Below are 17,838 nucleotides of genomic sequence, written 5' to 3' on the forward strand. Positions count from 1 at the left end.
GTGGTCGTCCTTCCCATGACCCACGTGTGTAATCGCTTGGCAATATTGTCGGCAAGATGCGCGACAGGATTGGCTGCAATTGCCGCTGTGGGCGCAGGCGTTACCGCGCGGTGGTCGCCACGGCCGACGGCGCGTCGGTGCGGGACGAGCGCGAGGCCGCGCCGGTCGCCGTCTCGGGTGCGGATGCCGAGGCGGAGGGGGACGTCGGGACCCTGGACGGTTCCGTGGTCGGGATCGGTGTGCGGCTCGGGACGCGGGGGTCCACGGGGGATCTCGGGATCGCGGTGGGGCTCGGGGACTTGGCCGCGGACTGGGCGGGCGCGGGCGTGGGGGTGGGGCTGCTGCTCGCGGGGGGTGGGGCGAGCGGGACCGTGGGGGTCGTAGGTGTGTCGTGGTGGGCCAGGCGGAACGGGAGGGCGGCCAGGACGATCACCGCGCAGGTCGCGCCGGCGCCGATCGTCGCGCGGAGCAGGCGGCGGCGGTGGGCGCCGCGGCGGATCGTCTCGTAGCGGCCGGGGGGTGGGCCGAGGTAGTCCGAGGAGGGGCGCAGGATGACCGTGAGGGGGTCGTCGGGGTCGATGTCCGGGCCCTCGTCTCCCTCGTCAAAGTGTGTGGTCAACGCTTCTCCTCAGGTGGGCACGGAGCAGTTCGCGGGCCGCGTGGAGGTCGGCCTTGATGGTTCCTTCCTTGCGTCCGGTCAGCACGGACACCTCCCGGACCGTCATGTCGGCGTAGTAGTGCAGGAGGATCGGGACGCGCAGCCGTTCGGGCAGCGACTGCACGAGCAGCCGTACCGAGGGGTCTTCCTGTTCGGTCGGTGGGCGGACCGCCTCCTCCGTGGTGGCGCGGCGGACCGCCCGGCGCTCGCGCTCCATTTTGCGCCAGTGGTCCCGGACGAGGTTCGCCGCGGTGACGTAGAGGAAACCGCGCGGCTCCGCCACCTTCGTCCAGCGGGCCCAGAGCCGGGTGAACGCCTCGGAGGCGATCTCGTGGGCCGTCTCGTCGTCGTCGACGAGACGGCGGCACCAGCCGGCGAGACGCGGATAGACGGCGGCGAACAGTTCGGACGCTGCCCGCTCGCGGGACCGTTTCAACACTCTCCATGGTCGGTACGGGGATGGGCCACGCGGGGCTACGCGGTCAGCGCGGCGAAGACGATCACGTTGTCCAGGTAGCCCGTACCGGTACGGGTCCCTCCGCAGGTGATGAGACGCAGTTCGGGACGGTCCACGTTCCCGTACACCTCGTCCGACGGGAAGTCGGCCTTGGCGACCGTCCGTACGGTGGTGACGGTGAACGTGGCCGTCGTGCCGTTCTCCAGGCCCGCCTCGATCCGGTCGCCCTTGCGCAGCTTCGCGAGGTGACGGAACACGCCGTCCCCGTAGGCGCCGACGGTCACATGCCCGAGGATCACCGACGGCCCGGTCTGCCCGGGTGTCGGCGAGTTCCGGTACCAGCCCGCCCGGTCGTGGGCCGTGATCGGCGGCACCTGCACGGTGCCGTCCGAGGCCAGTCCCAGTCGCATGACGGGGGTGTCGACCCCGATCGCGGGGACCCGCAGGGTGACCGGGACGGAACGGGCCAGGGCGTGCGCCGCCCTGCCGGCGAGCGGTGCGGAGGGTGTGGACTGCTTCTTCGCCGAACTCCCTTGTTCCGTGGCGGAGTTCGTGGTCGAAGTCGTCGCGTGCCCGCCGCCGCAGCCGGCGAGCAGCGTCGCCGTCGCCGCGGCGACGAAGGCGCGCCTGGAGAGCGAGGTCATACGCCGGTCGTCCTCCGGCGCCGTACGACGACGAAGGCGCCGCCGCCGACGACCAGCGCGGCGGCTCCCCCGCCGGCCAGGCCGGTGGTCAGGTCGCCGGACGCCTTGGCCGCCGGGGCGACACCCGTGTCGGGGGCGCCGCTCGGGACGACGGCGACCTGGCCGCGGCCCTGGCTGGGCGCGGCGGACGGTTCGGCGGAGGGCGCGGTGCTCGCGCTCCGGGAGGGTGCGTCGCTGGGGACCGGGGTCGGCGCCTTGGTAGCGCTCGGCACCGCGGACGGCGCGGCGGACGGGGCGCGGGTCGGGGTCGTGGAGGCCCCGTCCGCGAACGCGGGCGCGGTGCTCGCCAGGACGGCGCCGCAGGCAAGTGCCAGCGCGCTCAGGACAGTTCGGCGCATGAATCGCTCTCTCTCGTCGGCCGCCCCGCCGGGACCATCGGGCGGTCCGGGCGGCGGGGCGGGTCACTGATCGAGCGGAGAGACGAGGCAGCGGGAGGGCGGGTTGTAAAGGGATGGCAAAGTCGCGCGGAGGGTCATCCGGCGGGCGTGGAAGGCCCGTTGGCCCGCGCGTCACATGTTGATCATGTGTCCGGCCAGGCCGTGCACCGCTTCCTTCACCGCCTCGCCGAGCGTCGGGTGGGCGTGCACGTTGCGGGCGACCTCGTGGACGGTGAGGTCCCACTGCTGGGCGAGGGTGAGTTCGGGGAGGAGTTCGGTGACGTCGGGGCCGATGAGGTGGCCGCCGAGGAGCTCGCCGTACTTCGCGTCGCTGATCAGCTTCACGAAACCGGTGGTGTCGCCGAGGCCGTGCGACTTGCCGTTGGCCGTGAACGGGAACTTCGCGACCTTGACGTCGTGCCCCAACTCCCGTGCCTGCGCCTCGGTGTAGCCGAAGCTGGCGATCTGCGGCTGGCAGTAGGTGGCGCGCGGGATCATCGCGTAGTCCAGCTCCATCGTCTCCGCGTCCGCGAGGGTCTCGGCGGCGATGATCCCCATCGACTCGGCGGCGTGCGCGAGCATCAGCTTCGCGGTGACGTCGCCGATGGCGTACAGGTGCGGGACGGACGTACGGCAGTGCCCGTCGACGTCGATCGCGCCGCGCTCGGTCAGCTGTACGCCGGTGTTCTCCAGGCCGTAGCCGGTGACGTTCGGGGCGAAGCCGATCGCCTGGAGCACCTTGTCGGCCTCCAGGACCTGCTGGGTGCCGTCCTTGCCGGTGACCGTGACGCGGACCTGCGGGCCCGACTCGTCGATGGACTCGACGCGGGTGGAGGTGAGGACGTCGATGCCCAACTTGCGGTACTGCTTGGCGAGTTCGGTGGAGACCTCGACGTCCTCCAGGGGCGCCATCCGGTCCAGGAACTCCACGATCGTGACCTTCACGCCGTAGTTGTGCAGGACGTACGCGAACTCGATGCCGATCGCGCCCGCGCCCGCGATGACGATCGACTGCGGGAGGTCGTCGGCGAGGATCTGCTCCTCGTACGTGACCACGCGCGCGGTGCGCTTGGTGCCGGGCAGCAGCCGGGGCGTGGCGCCGGTCGCGATGATGCAGTGGTCGAAGCCGATCGTGCGCGACTCGCCGTCGTAGCCCGCCACTTGGAGGGTGTGCGCGTCGAGGAACGTGCCGCGGCCGTCGATCTCCGTGATCTTGTTCTTCTTCATCAGATAGTGGACGCCCTTGACCCGGCCGTCCGCGACCCGGCGGCTGCGGCTGAACGCCTCGCCGTAGTCGAAGGAGACCTCCCCCTCGACCTTGATGCCGAAGGTCTTCGCCTCACGGGTGAAGATGTGCGCCAACTCGGCATTGCGCAGAAGGGCCTTGGTGGGGATGCAGCCCACGTTCAGACAGACACCGCCCCAGTACTTCTCCTCAACGACCGCGACCCGCTTGCCGAGTTGGGCGGCGCGGACGGCGGCCACATAGCCGCCGGGGCCCGCACCGAGTACGACGACATCGAACCGCTCGTCCTGCGCGTCCTGCTGGTCCATCGGAAGGTCCTTTCCCGAGAGGAGGTCCATGTAGATCCTCTACGGTGTCCAGGATGCCGCGTCCGGGGACGATCAGGCGAAATCAGCCGGTCGCGGGACCCGGCGCCGACACCGGCACCGGTTCCTGCACCGGCTCCGGCTCCGGTGTCCCGGCCCGCGGTCCGCGCCGGTACACGTCCTTGAGGTAGAGCACGAGGACGGCGCCGAGCACCCACACCGGGAGGATCACCAGGGCGCGGGTCAGGCCGTCGTTCTGGAAGCGGGACAGGCCCTGCATCGCGCGGACGCCGACGCCGACCGGGAGGATCTCGGAGAGCGGGCGCAGCCAGCCCGGCAGGTACGCCGACGGCATGATGCCGCCGCTGGTGCTGTTGCCGAGGATCAGCATCAGGATGGAGGCGAGGGTGACGCCGGCCGAGCCGAAGAGCCGCAGCAGGACCATGGTGGTGGCGGCGACCGCCGCGCCCATCAGGGAGATCACCACGACCAGCGGCAGGAACGACCCCGGCAGCGCGCCGAAGCCGGTGCTTCCGGCGATGGTCGCGATCAGGAGGCCGCCGACGACGCCGAAGAGGGCCAGGCTGGTCATCCGCCAGCGGTACTGGAGGCGGGGCGCGAGTTGGTAGGTCGTCATGCCGAAGAGGTAGCCCGCGAGGACCAGGCCGAAGGCGGCGTAGAACACGGACAGGCCCCGGGTGTCCCCCGCTGCCGCCGGGGCGACGTCCTCGACGGCGAGTTCGTGCTGCTCCGCGTGGGCCACGGTGCCGAAGGCGGTGGTCACGGTGGCGGTGACGGCGGCTCCGTTGGCGCTGCCGTAGAGGAGTTTTCCGTCGCCGAGGTAGGCCGCGTAGACCTGCCGGTCCTGTACGGCGTCGCGGGCGGCGGACTCGTCCGGGTAGGTCTCCACGGTGAAGCCGCCCGGGGCGACGCGCTCCAGGTCCTGCGCCAGATGGGCATGCGCGCTGCCTATCTCCGTTGTGCCGACGCGGAGTTGGTGCGGTTTCGGGGCGTGGAACGCGGCGAGATAGACGCTGACGAACACGGCGCCGATCAGCAGAACGACCGCCACGGGGAGCAGGACGGCGCGCGTGTTCCCGGGGCCGGGCGGCGGGTGGGCCACGTCCAGGGCGTGCTTGTGCGGGTGCCGGGCGGCGCGGGTCGCGCCGGTGGAGCCGGTCGGGCCGGTGGCCTGGTGTGCGACGTGCTGGGACATCGGAGCGGTCCTCGATTAGAAGGCAACTGATAATATTTGTACATCACAATCAGCTGCCTTCCAAAAAGAGGTCCGTTCCGTGGAACATCCAGACCGCCGCACCGGCTATGTGGCCTGGCAGATCGGCCAGATCATGGCGGCCCGGATGGAGCGCGCCCTGCGCCCGCTCCAGCTCACGCTCGCCCAGCACCGGGCCCTGATGCAGGCCGTCCTCGACCCGGGGGTGTCCAGCGCGACCGCGGCACGCCGGGCGGCGATCACCCCGCAGTCCATGGGTACGGCGGTCAACGGACTGGTCGAGCGGGGCGTGCTGGAGCGCCGCACCACACCCGGCGACCGGCGCACCCAGCGTCTGCACGCCACGGAGGCCGGCGTACGGCTCGCGGCGGAGGCGGCGGAGATCGTGGACGCGGCGCACGCCGAGGCGCTCCAGGTGCTGACACCGGCGGAGCAGGAGCAGACCCACACGCTGCTGCTCAAGCTGCTGGCGTCGCTGAATCCCTCGGCGCTGGAGGGCGACCTGTCCTGAAGCGCCGGACCGGCGCCGCTCCCGGACCACCACGTCGCGCCGCACCGGCGCCGAACCGCTCACCCCACCGGCTGCCACGTGCCGTCGACCGGGATGCCCGCCGCCGCCGCGATCCGGTCGCGGGAGGCGAGCAGGCGGGCCCGCAGTGCGGGCAGGTCCACGCCCACCAACTCACCGTCCCGCTTGACCACTTGACCGGCGACGAGGACGGTGTCGACCAGCCCGGGGTGTCCCGCGCTGACGATGCTGCCCGCCGGGTCGGTGACCGGGAACACGGTGAGGTCGTCGGTGCGCAGGAGGATCAGGTCGGCATCCTTGCCGGGGGTGACGCTGCCGGTGCGGGCGTCGAGTCCGCAGGAGCGGGCCGCGTCGATCGTGGTGAACTCCAGCAGGTCACGGGAGCGCAGGCCGCCGTCGAGACCGCGCTGCACGGCGAAGGCCGTACGCATCGTGGAGAACAGGTCGCCACCGGCCGAGGGGACGTCGTCGACGGACAGGGTCGGGCGCACGCCGGCCGCCAACGCCCGCCCGGTGACCGGCGATCCGAAGCCCATCTTCAGTTCGACGTCCGGGCTGACCGACAGGGAGGCGCCGGCGTCGGCGAGCATCCGCAGCTCTTCGTCGGTGATGCCGTTGGCGTGCACGAACGTGGTGGTCCCGCGCAGCAGGCCGTGCTCGCGGAGATCGGCGACGGTACGGCTGGTTCCGCTCGGGTCGACGTGCAGGCTGGTGCGCAGGCCGAGTTCGTCCGCCAGCTTCAGCTCCCGCGCGACGGTGTCCATGTCGGTGTCGTCGGGGCCGCGCAGCCCAAGGGCCAGGGTGACCGGGCCTTCGCCGGTCAGGTCGGCGCGGACGCGGCGGATGTCGGCGTCGACGGGGTCGGTGGTGCCCCAGCCCGCGCCGAGGCAGAAGACGGACCGTCCCCGCGCGTCCCGCAGGGCGGCGACGGCGGCGTCCTCGTGGTCGTGGGTCTGGGCGACGTGGTACCAGTCCAGCATCGTGGTGACCCCGGAGTGCAGGGCCTCCAGGCGGCCGAGCAGGGTGCCGACGTAGACGTCCTCGGGCCGGTAGTGGGGCTTGACCGTGCGGTGCATGGCCTGCGCCCACTCGGGGAACGTCCAGTCCGCCCGGCGCCGCGGAACGCGGTCTGCCAGCTGTGCCGGTGGTTGTCGACGAACCCCGGCATGACGATCCGGTCGGTCGCGTCGATCACCTCGGCGTCCGGTGCGTCGATCCGCGCGGCCACCTCGACGATCACGCCGTCCTCGATCAGCACGTCACCGCGGACGAGATCGGGGACGGCCGGGTCCATGGTGAGCACGGTGCCGCCGGTGAGCAGGGTCTTCATGGGGGGCTCCTTACGCGTGGGGGGCTTAGTGAAGTGACAGGGGGTTGGCTGGGGCTCCGAACTCCGGCTCAGGAAAGGGGTGTTGGGGTGTGGTCGCTCAGCCGTCCGCCGCATCGGTGACGAGCACCGCGTCGGCCGCAGCGAGCGCGTCCGCGACCAGATCGGCCGTGTCCTCCGTGCCGGCCGCCAGCCGGACAAGGCCCAACGGCACTGATTCCGCGAGCTGTTCCTCGCTGAGCATCCCGCGCCACATGGACGCCGGATGCACGGCCAGCGACTCCACACCGCCGAGGCTGGCCGACCGGCGGGGGTAGCGGAGCCGGCCGAGAAAGGCGTCGGCCATCGCGAACCCACCGGCGAACTCGACGCCGAGGACCCCGCCGAAGCCGCTCAACTGGTCGACGGCCAGCTTGTGTTGGGGGTGGGACGCCAGCCCGGGGTAGTGCACCGCCGTCACCGCCGGATGCGCGGCGAGCGCCTCCGCGAGCGCCAGGCCGTTGGCGTTGTGCCGCGGCATCCGCAAGGGCAGGGTCCGCATCCCGCGCAGCAGCAGCCACGCGTCGATCGGGCCGAGGGTGGCGCCGGTGAGGAGGCCGACGTCCCATATCCGGTCGAGGATCTCGGCCGGGCCCGCCAGGACTCCGGCGGAGACGTCGGAGTGGCCGTTGAGGTACTTGGTCGCGCTGTGCCAGACCAGGTCGATGCCGAAGTCCACCGGGCGCTGGTTGAGCGGGGTGGCGAAGGTGTTGTCCGCCATGGTCAACACCCCCTGCGCGTGGGCGAGTTCGGCCACGGCGCGCAGGTCGGTGATCTGGAGCAGCGGATTGCTCGGGGTCTCCACGAGGATCAGCCGGGTCCGCGGGGTCAGCGCCTTCGCGAACGCCTCCGGGTCGGTCTGGTCCACCAGCGTGGTCGTCACACCGAGACGGGGCAGCAGGTTCAGCAGCACCGACGCGGTGCCGCCGTAGGTGGACCGCTGCCCGATGACATGGTCACCGGCGGACACCAGGGCCAGCACGGCCGTGGTGAGCGCGGCCATCCCGGACGCGGTGACCATGGCGGCCTCGGTGTTCTCCAACTCGGCCACGACAGCGGCGACTTGGGCGTGGTTCGGGTTGCCGAAGCGGGTGTAGAAGTCCTTGCCGCGCGGTTCCACGGCCCCTCGCGCGAAGGTCTCGCCGTCCTCGGCCGAGAACGCCGCCGTCTGGAAGATGGGCGGCGCGACGGCACGGCTGGGGTGGACCTCGCGATCGGCGTGAACGGTGATCGTGCTCTTGCCCGGCATGGCTGCCGCCCTTCCGTGGACGTGGACCGTCGGCGTGACCCCATGAGGTGGGAATCCGGGAGGCCCGATTCCCTGAGGCGGGGACTCCATGAAGCGTGACCGACCGGCAGCCCGATGTGCCCGGTTCGCGGCAACTTTGGCAGCAAATTGCGCGCCTCATGGGCGCGGAATTGTGGTAGTGAGGCTCAGCGCGCAATATTCTGCCGCCATGGATGACGTGGACCGATCGATCCTGGCCGTGCTCGAGACGCACGGCCGCATCAGCAACAACGACCTGGCCGCCCGGGTGGGCCTCTCCCCCTCCCCCTGTCTGCGGCGCGTGCGCCAGCTGGAGGAGGCCGGGGTCATCCGCGGCTACCGCGCGCTGATCGACCCGGCCGCCGTCGGCCGTGGTCTGCGGGTCTTCGCGGGCGTACGGCTGGTGCGGCACACGCGGGCCGACGTGGTCGCGTTCGAGCAGGGGGTCACCCGGCTGCCCGAGGTGGTCGCCTGCCACCACATCACCGGCAACTTCGACTATCTGCTCCAGGTCGAGGTGGCCGACCTCCCGGCCTACGAGGACTTCCACGCCAACCAGTTGGCGACCCTGCCCGCCGTGGCCACGGTGACGAGCTACGTCACGATGAAGACGCTGACCGCCGACACCGACGCATAGGAGGGCAGGTCAGAGGGTGATGGTGCCGCTGATGAGGACGACGGCCGCGCCGGTGACCCATACCGTGCCGTCCGCGTCGGCGGTGATCTCGATGCTCGCGGCCCGGCCCAGCCTCGTGCCCTGGGAGACCCGGTAGGAGGCGGGCGCGGCGCCTGTGGAGGTGAGCCACTGGCCGACACCGGCGTTCATGCTGCCGCAGGCGGGGTCCTCGGGGACACCGGCGCCGGGGGCGAAGGTCCGCATCTCGAACGCGTGCCGGGACCCGTCGGGGTGCGGCCCGATCGCCCCGACCATCGCGTCCGGCACGAGGGAGAAGTCGGGTTCGAGGGCGAGGACCTCCGCGGCCGTGGACAGCCGGACGACGGCCCACCCGGGACCGTTGTCGACCCACTCATGGGCCACGACCTGGTCCCGCTCGATCCCCAACGCGCCCACGAACCGCAGTAGTTGATCCTCGTCGAGCGCCCCCTCCCGCAGGCGTGGCGGGGCGGCGAAGGACAGCACGTCCTCGCCACGGCGCACGGTGACCAGGCCCACGCCGCACTCCTGCACGACGCGTTCGTCGTCCTGCGGGGTGCCGCCGCCCTCCAGCCAGGCCCGCGCGGACCCGAGGGTGGGGTGCCCGGCGAACGGCAACTCGCCCCCGGGGGTGAAGATCCGCACCCGGTAGTCCGCCTCGGGGACGGTGGGCGGCAGCAGGAACGTGGTCTCGGACAGGTTCGTCCAGCGCGCCAGTCCCTGCATCTCCTCGTCGCTCAGGCCGGTCCCGTCCAGGACGACCGCGACCGGGTTGCCGGAACAGGGGCTGGTGGAGAACACGTCGACCTGCATGAACGAACGGCTGCGCGGCATGGTCATCAAGCCCCTTCCGAACGGCTCCCACTATGTCCCGCCCCCATCCCAGCGGTCGCCCACCCGAGCGGAACAGAGCCACCCCCGACAAAGTGGCCTGACCCAGGGCACCCGGACCCGACCCGCCTCCCCGTTCTCCGGCCCGGTTGCCCTGCGCCGATTCCGGCTGGGAGCATCGAAGTGAGCCAGGAAGAGAAGCCCGAGGCGCGGATACCGGACAGAGGGTCAAGGAACATGGCGAGAACAAGCCACCCCTTGAACGAGACGGACCGCCGGATCGCCGCCGCGATGCTGGCCTCGCCGAGGGCTTCCTGGCGTACGGTCGGGCGCGTCCTGGACATCTCGGAGCGCACGGTGGTGCGGCGCGCGGCCCCGCTGTTCCACGACAGGACGCTGCGCGCCACCGCCGTACGCAACCCGGTGTGGTTCCCCGACCTGATCCCGCTGGCCCTGCGCATCCGCTGCCGGCCCCACCACATCGGCGCGATCGCCGCCACCCTGGCCCGCCGCCCCGACACCGTGTGGGTGGACGTCCTCGGCGGCGGCGACGAGATCTGCACGATCCTGTTCCTGGACGGTCCCGACGCGCGCAACTCGCTGCTCCTGCGCGATCTCCCGGCCACCCCGTCGGTCCAGTCATGGACCTCCCACATCCTGCTACGGGTCTTCCCGGCGGCCTTCGACTGGAGCGGCGGCCTGCTCACGGAGGCCGAACTGACCAGCCTGCGGCCGAAGAGCCCCCGCCCCGACACCGGCACCCCGGCCGCCCACCCCACGCTCCAGCCCCTCGACCACGCGCTGATCACCGCCCTGACCGAGGACGGCCGCGCCTCCTACGCCGACCTCGCCCGCCGCGCCGACACCACCCCGCTCACCGCCCGCCGCAGGCTGGACGCGCTGGTCGAAGGCCAGGTCGTGCGGCTCGCGACCGAGGTCGATCTCGCCCGGCTGGGCATCCGCACCGAGGCCCTGCTGTGGATCACGGTCGCTCCCGGCGGCCTGGAGGAGACCGGCCGCCGGCTCAGCCGCCACCCCCAGGTCCGCTTCGCCTCCGCGACCACCGGCCACGCCAACCTCCTGGTGGCCGTCGCCGCAGCCGATCTCAACGCCCTCTACCACTTCCTGAACGACACGATCGGCGCCCTCCCCCACGTCACCACGCTGGAGGTCACGCCCATCCTGAGCGGTGTGAAGAGAACGGGACTGGTCCGGCCGGGCAGTCTCTGACACAGCTCTTCCGCTGGTCCGGGCCCCTGACACAACGGCTGAACTACCGGCGCCCTGTGGGATGTTCGGAGCCGTTGCCGACCAGGTCGCCGAGTGCCTGGGCGCCGCCCTGGAGCCGGCGGTCGCGCTGGCTGGTGCCGAACGCGCCGTACGGATAGCCGCCCGGGGTCGGCGCGCTGACCTTGTCGAGGGCGGCGGTCGCCTCGGCGTCGAGGGTGAAGGCGACGGCGCCGAGACCGTCATGGAGCTGCTTCAGGGTGCGGGCGCCGAAGATCGGGGCGACCACGCCCGGGCGGTCGGCGATCCAACTCAGTGCCACTTGGGCGGGAGTTGCCCCGCTCTCCCCGGCGACGCGGACGACCTCGTCGATGATGGCCCAGTTGCGGTCCGAGGACGCGTACTCGGCCGACACCCACTGGTACAGCTCGTTCGCGGAACCGGCCCGGGTGTCCGGCGCCGGGGTGGCGCCGCGCCGGTACTTCCCGGTGAGGAAGCCGCCGGCCAGCGGCGACCAGGGCAGCAGGCCGATGGTGTTGTGCAGGGCGGCCGGGACCATCTCGAACTCGCTCTCCCGCGACAGCAGGCTGTACTGCTGCTGAAGGGTGAGCGGCACGTGGACGCCCATCGCCTTCGCGGTGGAGACGGTCAACTGGAGTTGCCAGCCGGTGAAGTTGGAGAGACCCGCGTAGTGGATCTTCCCGGCGCGGACGGCGTCGTCGAGGAAGGAGAGGGTCTCCTCGACCGGGGTGTGGGCGTCCCAGCCGTGCAGTTGGTAGAGGTCCACGGTCTCCACCCCGAGGCGACGCAGCGAGGCGTCCAGGGCGCGGTGGAGGTGGCGGCGGGAGAGGCCGAGGTCGTTGACGTCGGGGCCGGTGGTGAAACGGCCCTTGGTCGCGAGGACGACGCGGTCGGTGGTCTCGCGGGGGCGGGCCGCGAACCAGCGGCCGATGATCTGCTCGGAGAGCCCGCCGCCGTAGACGTCGGAGGTGTCGACCATGGTGCCGCCGGCCTCGATGAAGGCGTCGAGCAGCGCGAACGACTCCTCCTCGGTGTTCTCGGTACCGAAGTTCATGGTGCCGAACGCCAGCTTGGAGACGGCGAGTCCGGAGGTGCCGAGGGTGCGGTAGCGCATGAGTTTCTGAACGCCCTTCTGCCGGAGCGGAGTTGGAGAGAGGTGAGAGGGCCGTGCCCTGGCCCGGGTGCGTCTCGGGGTCAGAACCAGGAAGGGCCGGCGTTGACGTACGGGGCCTCCAGGGCTCCCGCTTCCTCGTCGGTGAGCTGCAACGCGAGTGCGTCCACGGCCTGTTGGAGGTGGTGGGGCCGGGTGGCGCCGACGATGGGCGCCGAGACGAGCGGGTTGCGCAGGACCCAGGCGAGGGCGATCCCGGCCATGGGGACGCCCCGGGCCTCGGCGAGTTGCTGGACGGCGTCGATGACGGGCTCGTCGTGCTCGCTGTCGAAGGCCCGCACGACGTGGTCGGTGGTGGAGCGGGTGCTCTGTTCGCCGACGGGGCGGGCGAGGCGGCCCTTGCCGTTCGGGGAGTACGGGACCAGGCCCACGCCCAAGTCGTCGCACAGGGCCATGAGTTCGGGCTCGTCCTGGCGGCGCAGCAGGTTGTACTGGTTCTGCATGGAGACGAAGCGGGTCCAGCCGCCGAGGTCGGCCGCGTGCTGGAGCTTGGCGAACTGCCACCCGTACATCGAAGAGGCCCCGAGATAGCGGACCTTGCCCGCCCTGACGATGTCGTGCAGGGCCTCCATCGTCTCCTCGACCGGGACGTCGTCGTCGAAGCGGTGGATCTGGTAGAGGTCGATGTAGTCGGTGCCCAGGCGGGTGAGGGAGGCGTCGACCTGTTCGAGAATCGCCTTGCGGGACAGGCCCTCACCGCCCGGACCGTCGTGCATCTTCCCGCGCACCTTGGTGGCCAGCACGATGTCCTCGCGCCGGGAGTACTCGCGGATCGCGCGGCCGACGAACTCCTCGGAGGTGCCCGCCTGGTAGACGTTGGCGGTGTCCCAGAAGGTGATGCCCAGCTCGACGGCCTGCCGGAAGAACGGCGCGGCCCTGTCCTCGGTCAGCGCCCACGGGTGGGCACGCGGGACGGTCGGATCGCCGTAGCTCATGCAGCCGAGGGCGAGGCGGCTCACCTTCAGGCCGGTGGTGCCGAGTCGGGTGTACTCCATGGTGGGGCTCCTTCGCGGTCAAGTACGGCTCCGTGCGGCGGAGTCGGTGCACTTCCGGGTCGGTCAGTGCGTGGTGTATCCGCCGTCGACGGGCAGTGCGACACCCACCACGAAGCTCGCGCCGGGGCTGCACAGCCACAGGACGGCCGCCGCGATCTCGTCGGCCCGGCCCAGCCGTCCGATCGGCTGCTGCTTCATGATCTCGGCCATGGCCTCGGCCTGCCCTTCGAGCATGTCCGCGACCATCGGGGTGTCGATGACGCCGGGGCAAACGGCGTTGATCCGGACGCCCTTGGGGGCGTACTCGACCGCCGCGCTCTTGGTCAGGCCGATCACCCCGTGCTTGGACGCGTGGTAGGCGGCACGCTCGGGCAGCCCCACCAACCCGCCCAGGGAAGAGCAGTTGACGATGGCGCCGCCACTGTCCTGCTCACGCATCCGGCGCAGTTCGTGCTTCTGGGCGGCCCAAACGCCACGCAGATTCACGGCGTTGACATGGTCGAAGTCGGCGGCCGTCTCGTCGGCCGCGTCACTGGGCGGGGCCTGCACACCGGCGTTGTTGAACGCCATGTCGAGGCGGCCGTACTCCGCGACCGCGCGGTCGACCATCGCGGCGGCCTGTGCCTCGTCCGTGACGTCGCAGACGACACCGATCGCCCGGTGACCGGCCGCCGCGAGGTCCTCGGCCGCGTGCTGTACGGCCTTCTCGTCGAGGTCGGCCAGGACCACCGCCGCGCCGGCCTCGGCGAAGGCGCGGGCGGTGGCGAGGCCCATGCCGGAGGCGGCGCCGGTAACGAGGGCCACCTGGCCGTGGAAGTCGTAGGTCGGGGTCATGAGAGGTGTTTCCTTCGTGGGTCGGTGGGTCAGGGGCGCAGCAGGGCCTTGACGGCGCGACGCTCGTCCATGGCGCGGTAGCCCTCGGCGGCGTCGTCCAGGGGCAGGGTCAGGTCGAAGACCCTGCCGGGTTCGATACGGCCGTCCAGGACGCGGTCGATCAGGTCGGGGAGGAAGCGGCGCACCGGGGCGGGGCCGCCGCGCAGGGCGACGTGGGAGAAGAACAACTCCTCGCCGTCGACGGCCACTTGGTGCGGGACGCCGACGAAGCCGACGTTTCCGCCGGGGCGGGTGGAGCGGATCGCCTGGGTCATGGACTCCTGGGTGCCGACGCACTCCAGGACGGAGTCGGCGCCGAGGCCGCCGGTGAGGTCCTTGACGCGGGCGACGCCGTCCTCGCCGCGTTCGGTGACGATGTCGGTGGCGCCGAAGTCGGTGGCCAGGCGCTGCCGGGAGGCGTGGCGGCTCATCGCGATGATCTGCTCGGCGCCGAGTTCGCGGGCGGCGAGGACACCGGAGAGGCCGACCGCGCCGTCGCCGACCACGACCACGGTGGCGCCGGGGCGCACCTCGGCGGCGACGGCCGCGTACCAGCCGGTGCCCATCACGTCGGAGAGGGTGAGCAGGCTCGGCACGAGGGCCTCGTCGGGCTGTCCGTCGAGGGCGACGAGGGTGCCGTCGGCGAGGGGGACGCGGATGTACTCGGCCTGGCAGCCGCCGACGAACTCCTTGTGCGGGCACGAGGTCTGGTACCCGGCGCGGCAGATCGCGCAGGTGTTGTCGGAGGCGAAGAAGGAGCCGATGACGAACTGTCCGGGCTTGATGTCCTTCACCTCGGCGCCGGTCTCCTCGACCACGCCGACGTACTCGTGGCCGATCGGGGTAGGCGCGGACACGGGGTTGATGCCCCGGTAGTCCCACAGGTCGGAGCCGCAGACGCAGGCGGCGACGGTGCGGATGACCGCGTCGGTGGGGGCGAGGAGCTTCGGCTCGGGGAGGTTCTCCACCCGGATGTCACCGGGGGCGTGGATCACGGTTGCGCGCATGGGTGTTCCTGAATCCGTGGGGGGTGTGGTGTGAAGGTCAGTCGGAGGCGCGGGTGCTGGTGCGCGGGCCGCCGTACTGCTCGTCGGTGACGTGCTCCAGCCAGTCGACGTCGTCGCCCTCCCAGAGGGCGAGGTGCTCCATGAACCGGTCCGGGGTGGCACCGTGCCAGTGCTCCTCGCCGGGCGGGCAGCCGATGGTGTCGCCCGGGTGGGCCTCGATGATCACGCCGTCGCGGGTGCCGACGAGGGCGACTCCGGACACGACGTGCAGGGTCTGCCCCAGGCCGTGGCTGTGCCAGGCGGTGCGGGCGCCGGCGGCGAAGCGGACCAGGTTGGCCCGAGCCCGGGAGGGCTCCTCGCCCCGGTGGATCACGTCCGCCCAGACGTCACCGGCGAACATGTGGGGCGGCAGCTTCATGGTGGCGGGCTGCTTGAGGATCTCCATGGTGGTACGGGCTCCTTGCGTGGGCGTGGGGGGGATGAGAAGGGGGTCAGGCCGTCCGGAACAGTTCCCGGGCCACGTTCAGGGCCGACATCGCCCTGGGCCAGCCGGCGTAGAACGCCATGTGCGTGATCGTCCCGACGATCTCCGCTTCGGTGACGCCGTTCTGCCTGGCCAGCGGGATGTGGAAGGTGAGCTGTTCGCTGCTGCCGCTGGTGACGAGACTGGCCACGGTCACCAGGCTGCGGTCCCTCGGGGACAGCTCCGGGCTCTTCCACTCCTGCCCGAACAGCACGTCCTCGCTGTAGCCGGCGAGCGCGGGGGCGATGTCCCCGAACAGCTCGCGCGGGCCCTGGGGCCGGGTCTTGTCCGTCATCGTCGTGTCCTCTCCATTGCGGCGCGGTCTGCGCCACCACCGATGGAACTGCAGGTCACGGGCGCGGGGAAGGACTCGTTGATACGTGTACTGCCAGTACACCCCTAGGCCGGAGACACCGCCGGGCGAGCCGACGTAGCCTCGAAACCATGGACAACCGGAGCGAGGTACGCGAGTTCCTGACCAGCCGCCGCGCCAAGATCACGCCGCAGCAGGCGGGCCTGCCGGTCCACACCGGCAACCGGCGCGTGAAGGGGCTGCGCAGGGAAGAGGTCGCGCTGCTCGCCGGTGTCAGCGCCGAGTACTACGCCCGGCTGGAGCGCGGCAACCTCTCCGGGGTCTCCGAGCCCGTCATCGACGCCCTCGCCCGCGCCCTCCAGCTCGACGACGCCGAGCGGGCCCACCTCGACGACCTCGCCCGTACGGCGAACACGACCCGGCGCCCGGCCCGCCGACGGGCACCGCAGCCGATCCGCGCGAGCCTCCAGCACCTGCTGGACGCGATGACGGAGGCCCCGGCGTTCATCCGCAACCGCCGCCTCGACATCCTGGCCACCAACCGGCTCGGCCGCGCGCTGTACGCCCCGGTGTTCGCCGACCCGGTCCGGCCGGTGAACCTCGCCCGGTACGAGTTCCTCGACCCCGGTGCCGCCGACTTCCTGCCCCAGCTCGACCGTCAGGCCGCCGGGGCGGTGGCCCTGCTGCGCACCGAGGCCGGCCGCGACCCGTACAACCGGGACCTGACCGACCTGGTCGGTGAACTCTCCACCCGCAGCGAGAAGTTCCGCACTCTGTGGGCGGCGCATGACGTACGGCTGCACCAGACCGGCGTCAAGTACTTCCGCCACCCCGCCGTGGGTGAACTCGCCCTCCCCTTCGAGGCGATGCCCATCCCGACCGAGCCGGGCCTGACCCTCACCGCTCTCAGCGCGGAGCCGGGGACCCCGGCCCACGACAGTCTTCAGCTGCTGGCCAGTTGGGCGGCGACCCTGGACCAGGACAGCACCGCGGAGCTGTGACGGGGAGCGCCGGCCGCCATCGGGTCAGGGTGTACGCGGCAGGCCGCGCCTCCGACATCGTTGTCGGAAGCGCGGCCTGCCCGAGGCGCAGCCCTACGGGACCCGGTCGGACCCGAGGGAGCACCGCACGCCGGGGAGCGCCGTAGGCCTACGGCGTGTAGTGGGCGGCACTGCCGTACAGGTTCTTGGTGAACGCGGAGACGTCGGCGGTGCGGTCGGTGCCGTCGAGGTTGTACGTCAGGAAGACGCCGTACCCCTCGCTGACCGTGCGGGCGGCGAGAGAGGCGGCCGTGCTCTGCGAGGTGCCGCCGATCTGGACGGCCGCCGGTGACAGCTTCGACTTGGGCAGGGCGATGCCGGGGACCTGCCAGCTGCCGTAGTACGGGTTCCAGGCGTAGTCGAACTTGGAGGTGACGTCGACGCCGCCGTAGGAGAGGCGCGACGCGGCCGGGCCGATGTTGTAGAGGCTGATGATCTTGCCGGGCATGTTGGCGCGCAGTGCCGACACCAGGTACACGAACGAGCTGGCGTTGGGCTGGGTGGTGCCGTTGTTGCCGTAGTCGGCGTACTCGTCGTCGAAGTCGATGCCGTCGAGGCCGTACTTGGTCACGGTGTCCGACAGCTGCTTCGCGAACACCGAAGCCGTCTGCTGCGACGGGAAGTTGGCGAAGCCCGAGCCCTGGTGGTTGCCGAGCACCGAGAGGACGACCTTGATGCCCTTCTGCTGCAACGGCCGTATCTGCGTGGCCGCGTTGTCGAGGACGCGCTGCACGTTCGGGTTGAAGTACAGGGTCCCCGCCTTCGTGCCGGCGTCGTAGTTGATGTTCGCCGCGAAGATCACGGCGATGTCGAAGACGTTGGCGCCGCCGTTGGACAGGGTGTACTTGCCGACGTTCAGCATGCTGTTGTTGTTCACCTCGACGTACGCCACCGAGGTCGGTCCCTGTTTCGCGGCGGCGGGCGCCGCCGGCGCCGCTGCCGCGCCGTTCGTGGCGGTCGCGCCCAGGGCGAGGGCCGCAATGGCCGACAGCGCGAGCGCGGCCGTCCGTACTCTTCTCCGCACCGGAGTGAACATCGT

The 17,838-nt window shown here is 71.5% G+C and carries 20 protein-coding genes; 4 read left to right on the plus strand and 16 right to left on the minus strand.

From position 1 onward, the window contains the following. Positions 1–100: 100 nt before the first annotated feature. From OHT77_RS12845 to OHT77_RS12870, 6 genes are all read right to left on the minus strand, one after another. Complete coding sequence (locus tag OHT77_RS12845) at positions 101–619, minus strand: hypothetical protein (protein WP_328828451.1); 519 nt, start codon at positions 617–619, stop codon at positions 101–103. Then, positions 603–1,094 (minus strand): RNA polymerase sigma factor, encoded by a 492-nt coding sequence (locus OHT77_RS12850; protein WP_328828452.1) that lies wholly within the window; start codon positions 1,092–1,094, stop codon positions 603–605. The genes OHT77_RS12845 and OHT77_RS12850 overlap by 17 nt, the downstream gene beginning before the upstream one ends. A gap of 38 nt (positions 1,095–1,132) precedes the next feature. Beyond that, a complete protein-coding gene (locus tag OHT77_RS12855) occupies positions 1,133–1,759 on the minus strand; it encodes a class F sortase (RefSeq protein ID WP_328828453.1) in 627 nt (208 codons plus the stop codon). Then, positions 1,756–2,157: a sortase-dependent protein gene (locus OHT77_RS12860; protein WP_328828454.1), complete on the minus strand. Its 402-nt coding sequence runs from the start codon at positions 2,155–2,157 to the stop codon at positions 1,756–1,758. The genes OHT77_RS12855 and OHT77_RS12860 overlap by 4 nt, the downstream gene beginning before the upstream one ends. Before the next feature lie 171 nt (positions 2,158–2,328). Further along, positions 2,329–3,750 (minus strand): dihydrolipoyl dehydrogenase, encoded by a 1,422-nt coding sequence (gene lpdA, locus OHT77_RS12865; RefSeq protein ID WP_328828455.1) that lies wholly within the window; start codon positions 3,748–3,750, stop codon positions 2,329–2,331. 82 nt (positions 3,751–3,832) lie between these two features. Next, complete coding sequence (locus OHT77_RS12870; protein ID WP_328828456.1) at positions 3,833–4,963, minus strand: ABC transporter permease; 1,131 nt, start codon at positions 4,961–4,963, stop codon at positions 3,833–3,835. A 79-nt stretch (positions 4,964–5,042) separates the two neighbouring features. Here OHT77_RS12870 and OHT77_RS12875 point away from each other — a divergent pair, with 79 nt between their 5' ends. Next, positions 5,043–5,492 carry a MarR family winged helix-turn-helix transcriptional regulator gene (locus OHT77_RS12875; RefSeq protein ID WP_328828457.1) on the plus strand — a complete coding sequence of 150 codons (450 nt, stop codon included), beginning with the start codon at positions 5,043–5,045 and terminating at the stop codon, positions 5,490–5,492. Positions 5,493–5,551: 59 nt separating this feature from the next. On the opposite strand, the gene OHT77_RS12880 is transcribed toward OHT77_RS12875, so the two are convergent. Further along, positions 5,552–6,586: an amidohydrolase family protein gene (locus OHT77_RS12880; protein ID WP_328828458.1), complete on the minus strand. Its 1,035-nt coding sequence runs from the start codon at positions 6,584–6,586 to the stop codon at positions 5,552–5,554. Between the two features lie 351 nt (positions 6,587–6,937). Continuing rightward, positions 6,938–8,125 carry a trans-sulfuration enzyme family protein gene (locus OHT77_RS12885; RefSeq protein WP_328828459.1) on the minus strand — a complete coding sequence of 396 codons (1,188 nt, stop codon included), beginning with the start codon at positions 8,123–8,125 and terminating at the stop codon, positions 6,938–6,940. A 208-nt stretch (positions 8,126–8,333) separates the two neighbouring features. On the opposite strand from OHT77_RS12885, the gene OHT77_RS12890 reads away from it, so the two are divergent. Further along, positions 8,334–8,780, plus strand: a complete 447-nt coding sequence (locus OHT77_RS12890) for an Lrp/AsnC family transcriptional regulator (RefSeq protein WP_328828460.1) — start codon at positions 8,334–8,336, stop codon at positions 8,778–8,780. A 9-nt stretch (positions 8,781–8,789) separates the two neighbouring features. On the opposite strand, the gene OHT77_RS12895 is transcribed toward OHT77_RS12890, so the two are convergent. Continuing rightward, on the minus strand, positions 8,790–9,632 hold the full coding sequence (locus tag OHT77_RS12895) for a PhzF family phenazine biosynthesis protein (protein WP_328828461.1): 843 nt from the start codon (positions 9,630–9,632) through the stop codon (positions 8,790–8,792). A gap of 234 nt (positions 9,633–9,866) precedes the next feature. Here OHT77_RS12895 and OHT77_RS12900 point away from each other — a divergent pair, with 234 nt between their 5' ends. Beyond that, the gene (locus tag OHT77_RS12900; protein ID WP_328828462.1) at positions 9,867–10,859 is read left to right on the plus strand and encodes an Lrp/AsnC family transcriptional regulator; all 993 of its coding nucleotides are present in this window, start codon (positions 9,867–9,869) and stop codon (positions 10,857–10,859) included. Between the two features lie 43 nt (positions 10,860–10,902). Here OHT77_RS12900 and OHT77_RS12905 read toward each other — a convergent pair whose 3' ends face one another. The 6 genes from OHT77_RS12905 to OHT77_RS12930 all read right to left on the minus strand — a co-directional run bounded on the left by OHT77_RS12905 (position 10,903) and on the right by OHT77_RS12930 (position 15,741). Beyond that, positions 10,903–11,991, minus strand: coding sequence for an aldo/keto reductase (locus OHT77_RS12905; protein ID WP_328828463.1), 1,089 nt, complete (start codon positions 11,989–11,991; stop codon positions 10,903–10,905). Between the two features lie 80 nt (positions 11,992–12,071). Next, entirely contained in the window at positions 12,072–13,043 is a 972-nt protein-coding gene (locus OHT77_RS12910) for an aldo/keto reductase (protein WP_328828465.1), read from the minus strand. Between the two features lie 63 nt (positions 13,044–13,106). Beyond that, a complete protein-coding gene (locus OHT77_RS12915) occupies positions 13,107–13,877 on the minus strand; it encodes a glucose 1-dehydrogenase (protein ID WP_328828466.1) in 771 nt (256 codons plus the stop codon). Between the two features lie 29 nt (positions 13,878–13,906). Continuing rightward, the gene (locus tag OHT77_RS12920) at positions 13,907–14,923 is read right to left on the minus strand and encodes a zinc-dependent alcohol dehydrogenase family protein (protein WP_328828467.1); all 1,017 of its coding nucleotides are present in this window, start codon (positions 14,921–14,923) and stop codon (positions 13,907–13,909) included. Positions 14,924–14,960: 37 nt separating this feature from the next. Beyond that, complete coding sequence (locus tag OHT77_RS12925) at positions 14,961–15,368, minus strand: (R)-mandelonitrile lyase (RefSeq protein ID WP_328828468.1); 408 nt, start codon at positions 15,366–15,368, stop codon at positions 14,961–14,963. 46 nt (positions 15,369–15,414) lie between these two features. Next, on the minus strand, positions 15,415–15,741 hold the full coding sequence (locus tag OHT77_RS12930) for a carboxymuconolactone decarboxylase family protein (RefSeq protein ID WP_328828469.1): 327 nt from the start codon (positions 15,739–15,741) through the stop codon (positions 15,415–15,417). A 149-nt stretch (positions 15,742–15,890) separates the two neighbouring features. Here OHT77_RS12930 and OHT77_RS12935 point away from each other — a divergent pair, with 149 nt between their 5' ends. Then, the gene (locus tag OHT77_RS12935) at positions 15,891–16,760 is read left to right on the plus strand and encodes a helix-turn-helix transcriptional regulator (RefSeq protein ID WP_328828471.1); all 870 of its coding nucleotides are present in this window, start codon (positions 15,891–15,893) and stop codon (positions 16,758–16,760) included. Between the two features lie 148 nt (positions 16,761–16,908). Here OHT77_RS12935 and OHT77_RS12940 read toward each other — a convergent pair whose 3' ends face one another. Further along, complete coding sequence (locus tag OHT77_RS12940; protein ID WP_328828472.1) at positions 16,909–17,835, minus strand: endo-beta-N-acetylglucosaminidase H; 927 nt, start codon at positions 17,833–17,835, stop codon at positions 16,909–16,911. Positions 17,836–17,838: the final 3 nt, after the last annotated feature.

It is taken from the genome of Streptomyces sp. NBC_00252, from assembly GCF_036187565.1.
Lineage (GTDB): Bacteria > Actinomycetota > Actinomycetes > Streptomycetales > Streptomycetaceae > Streptomyces.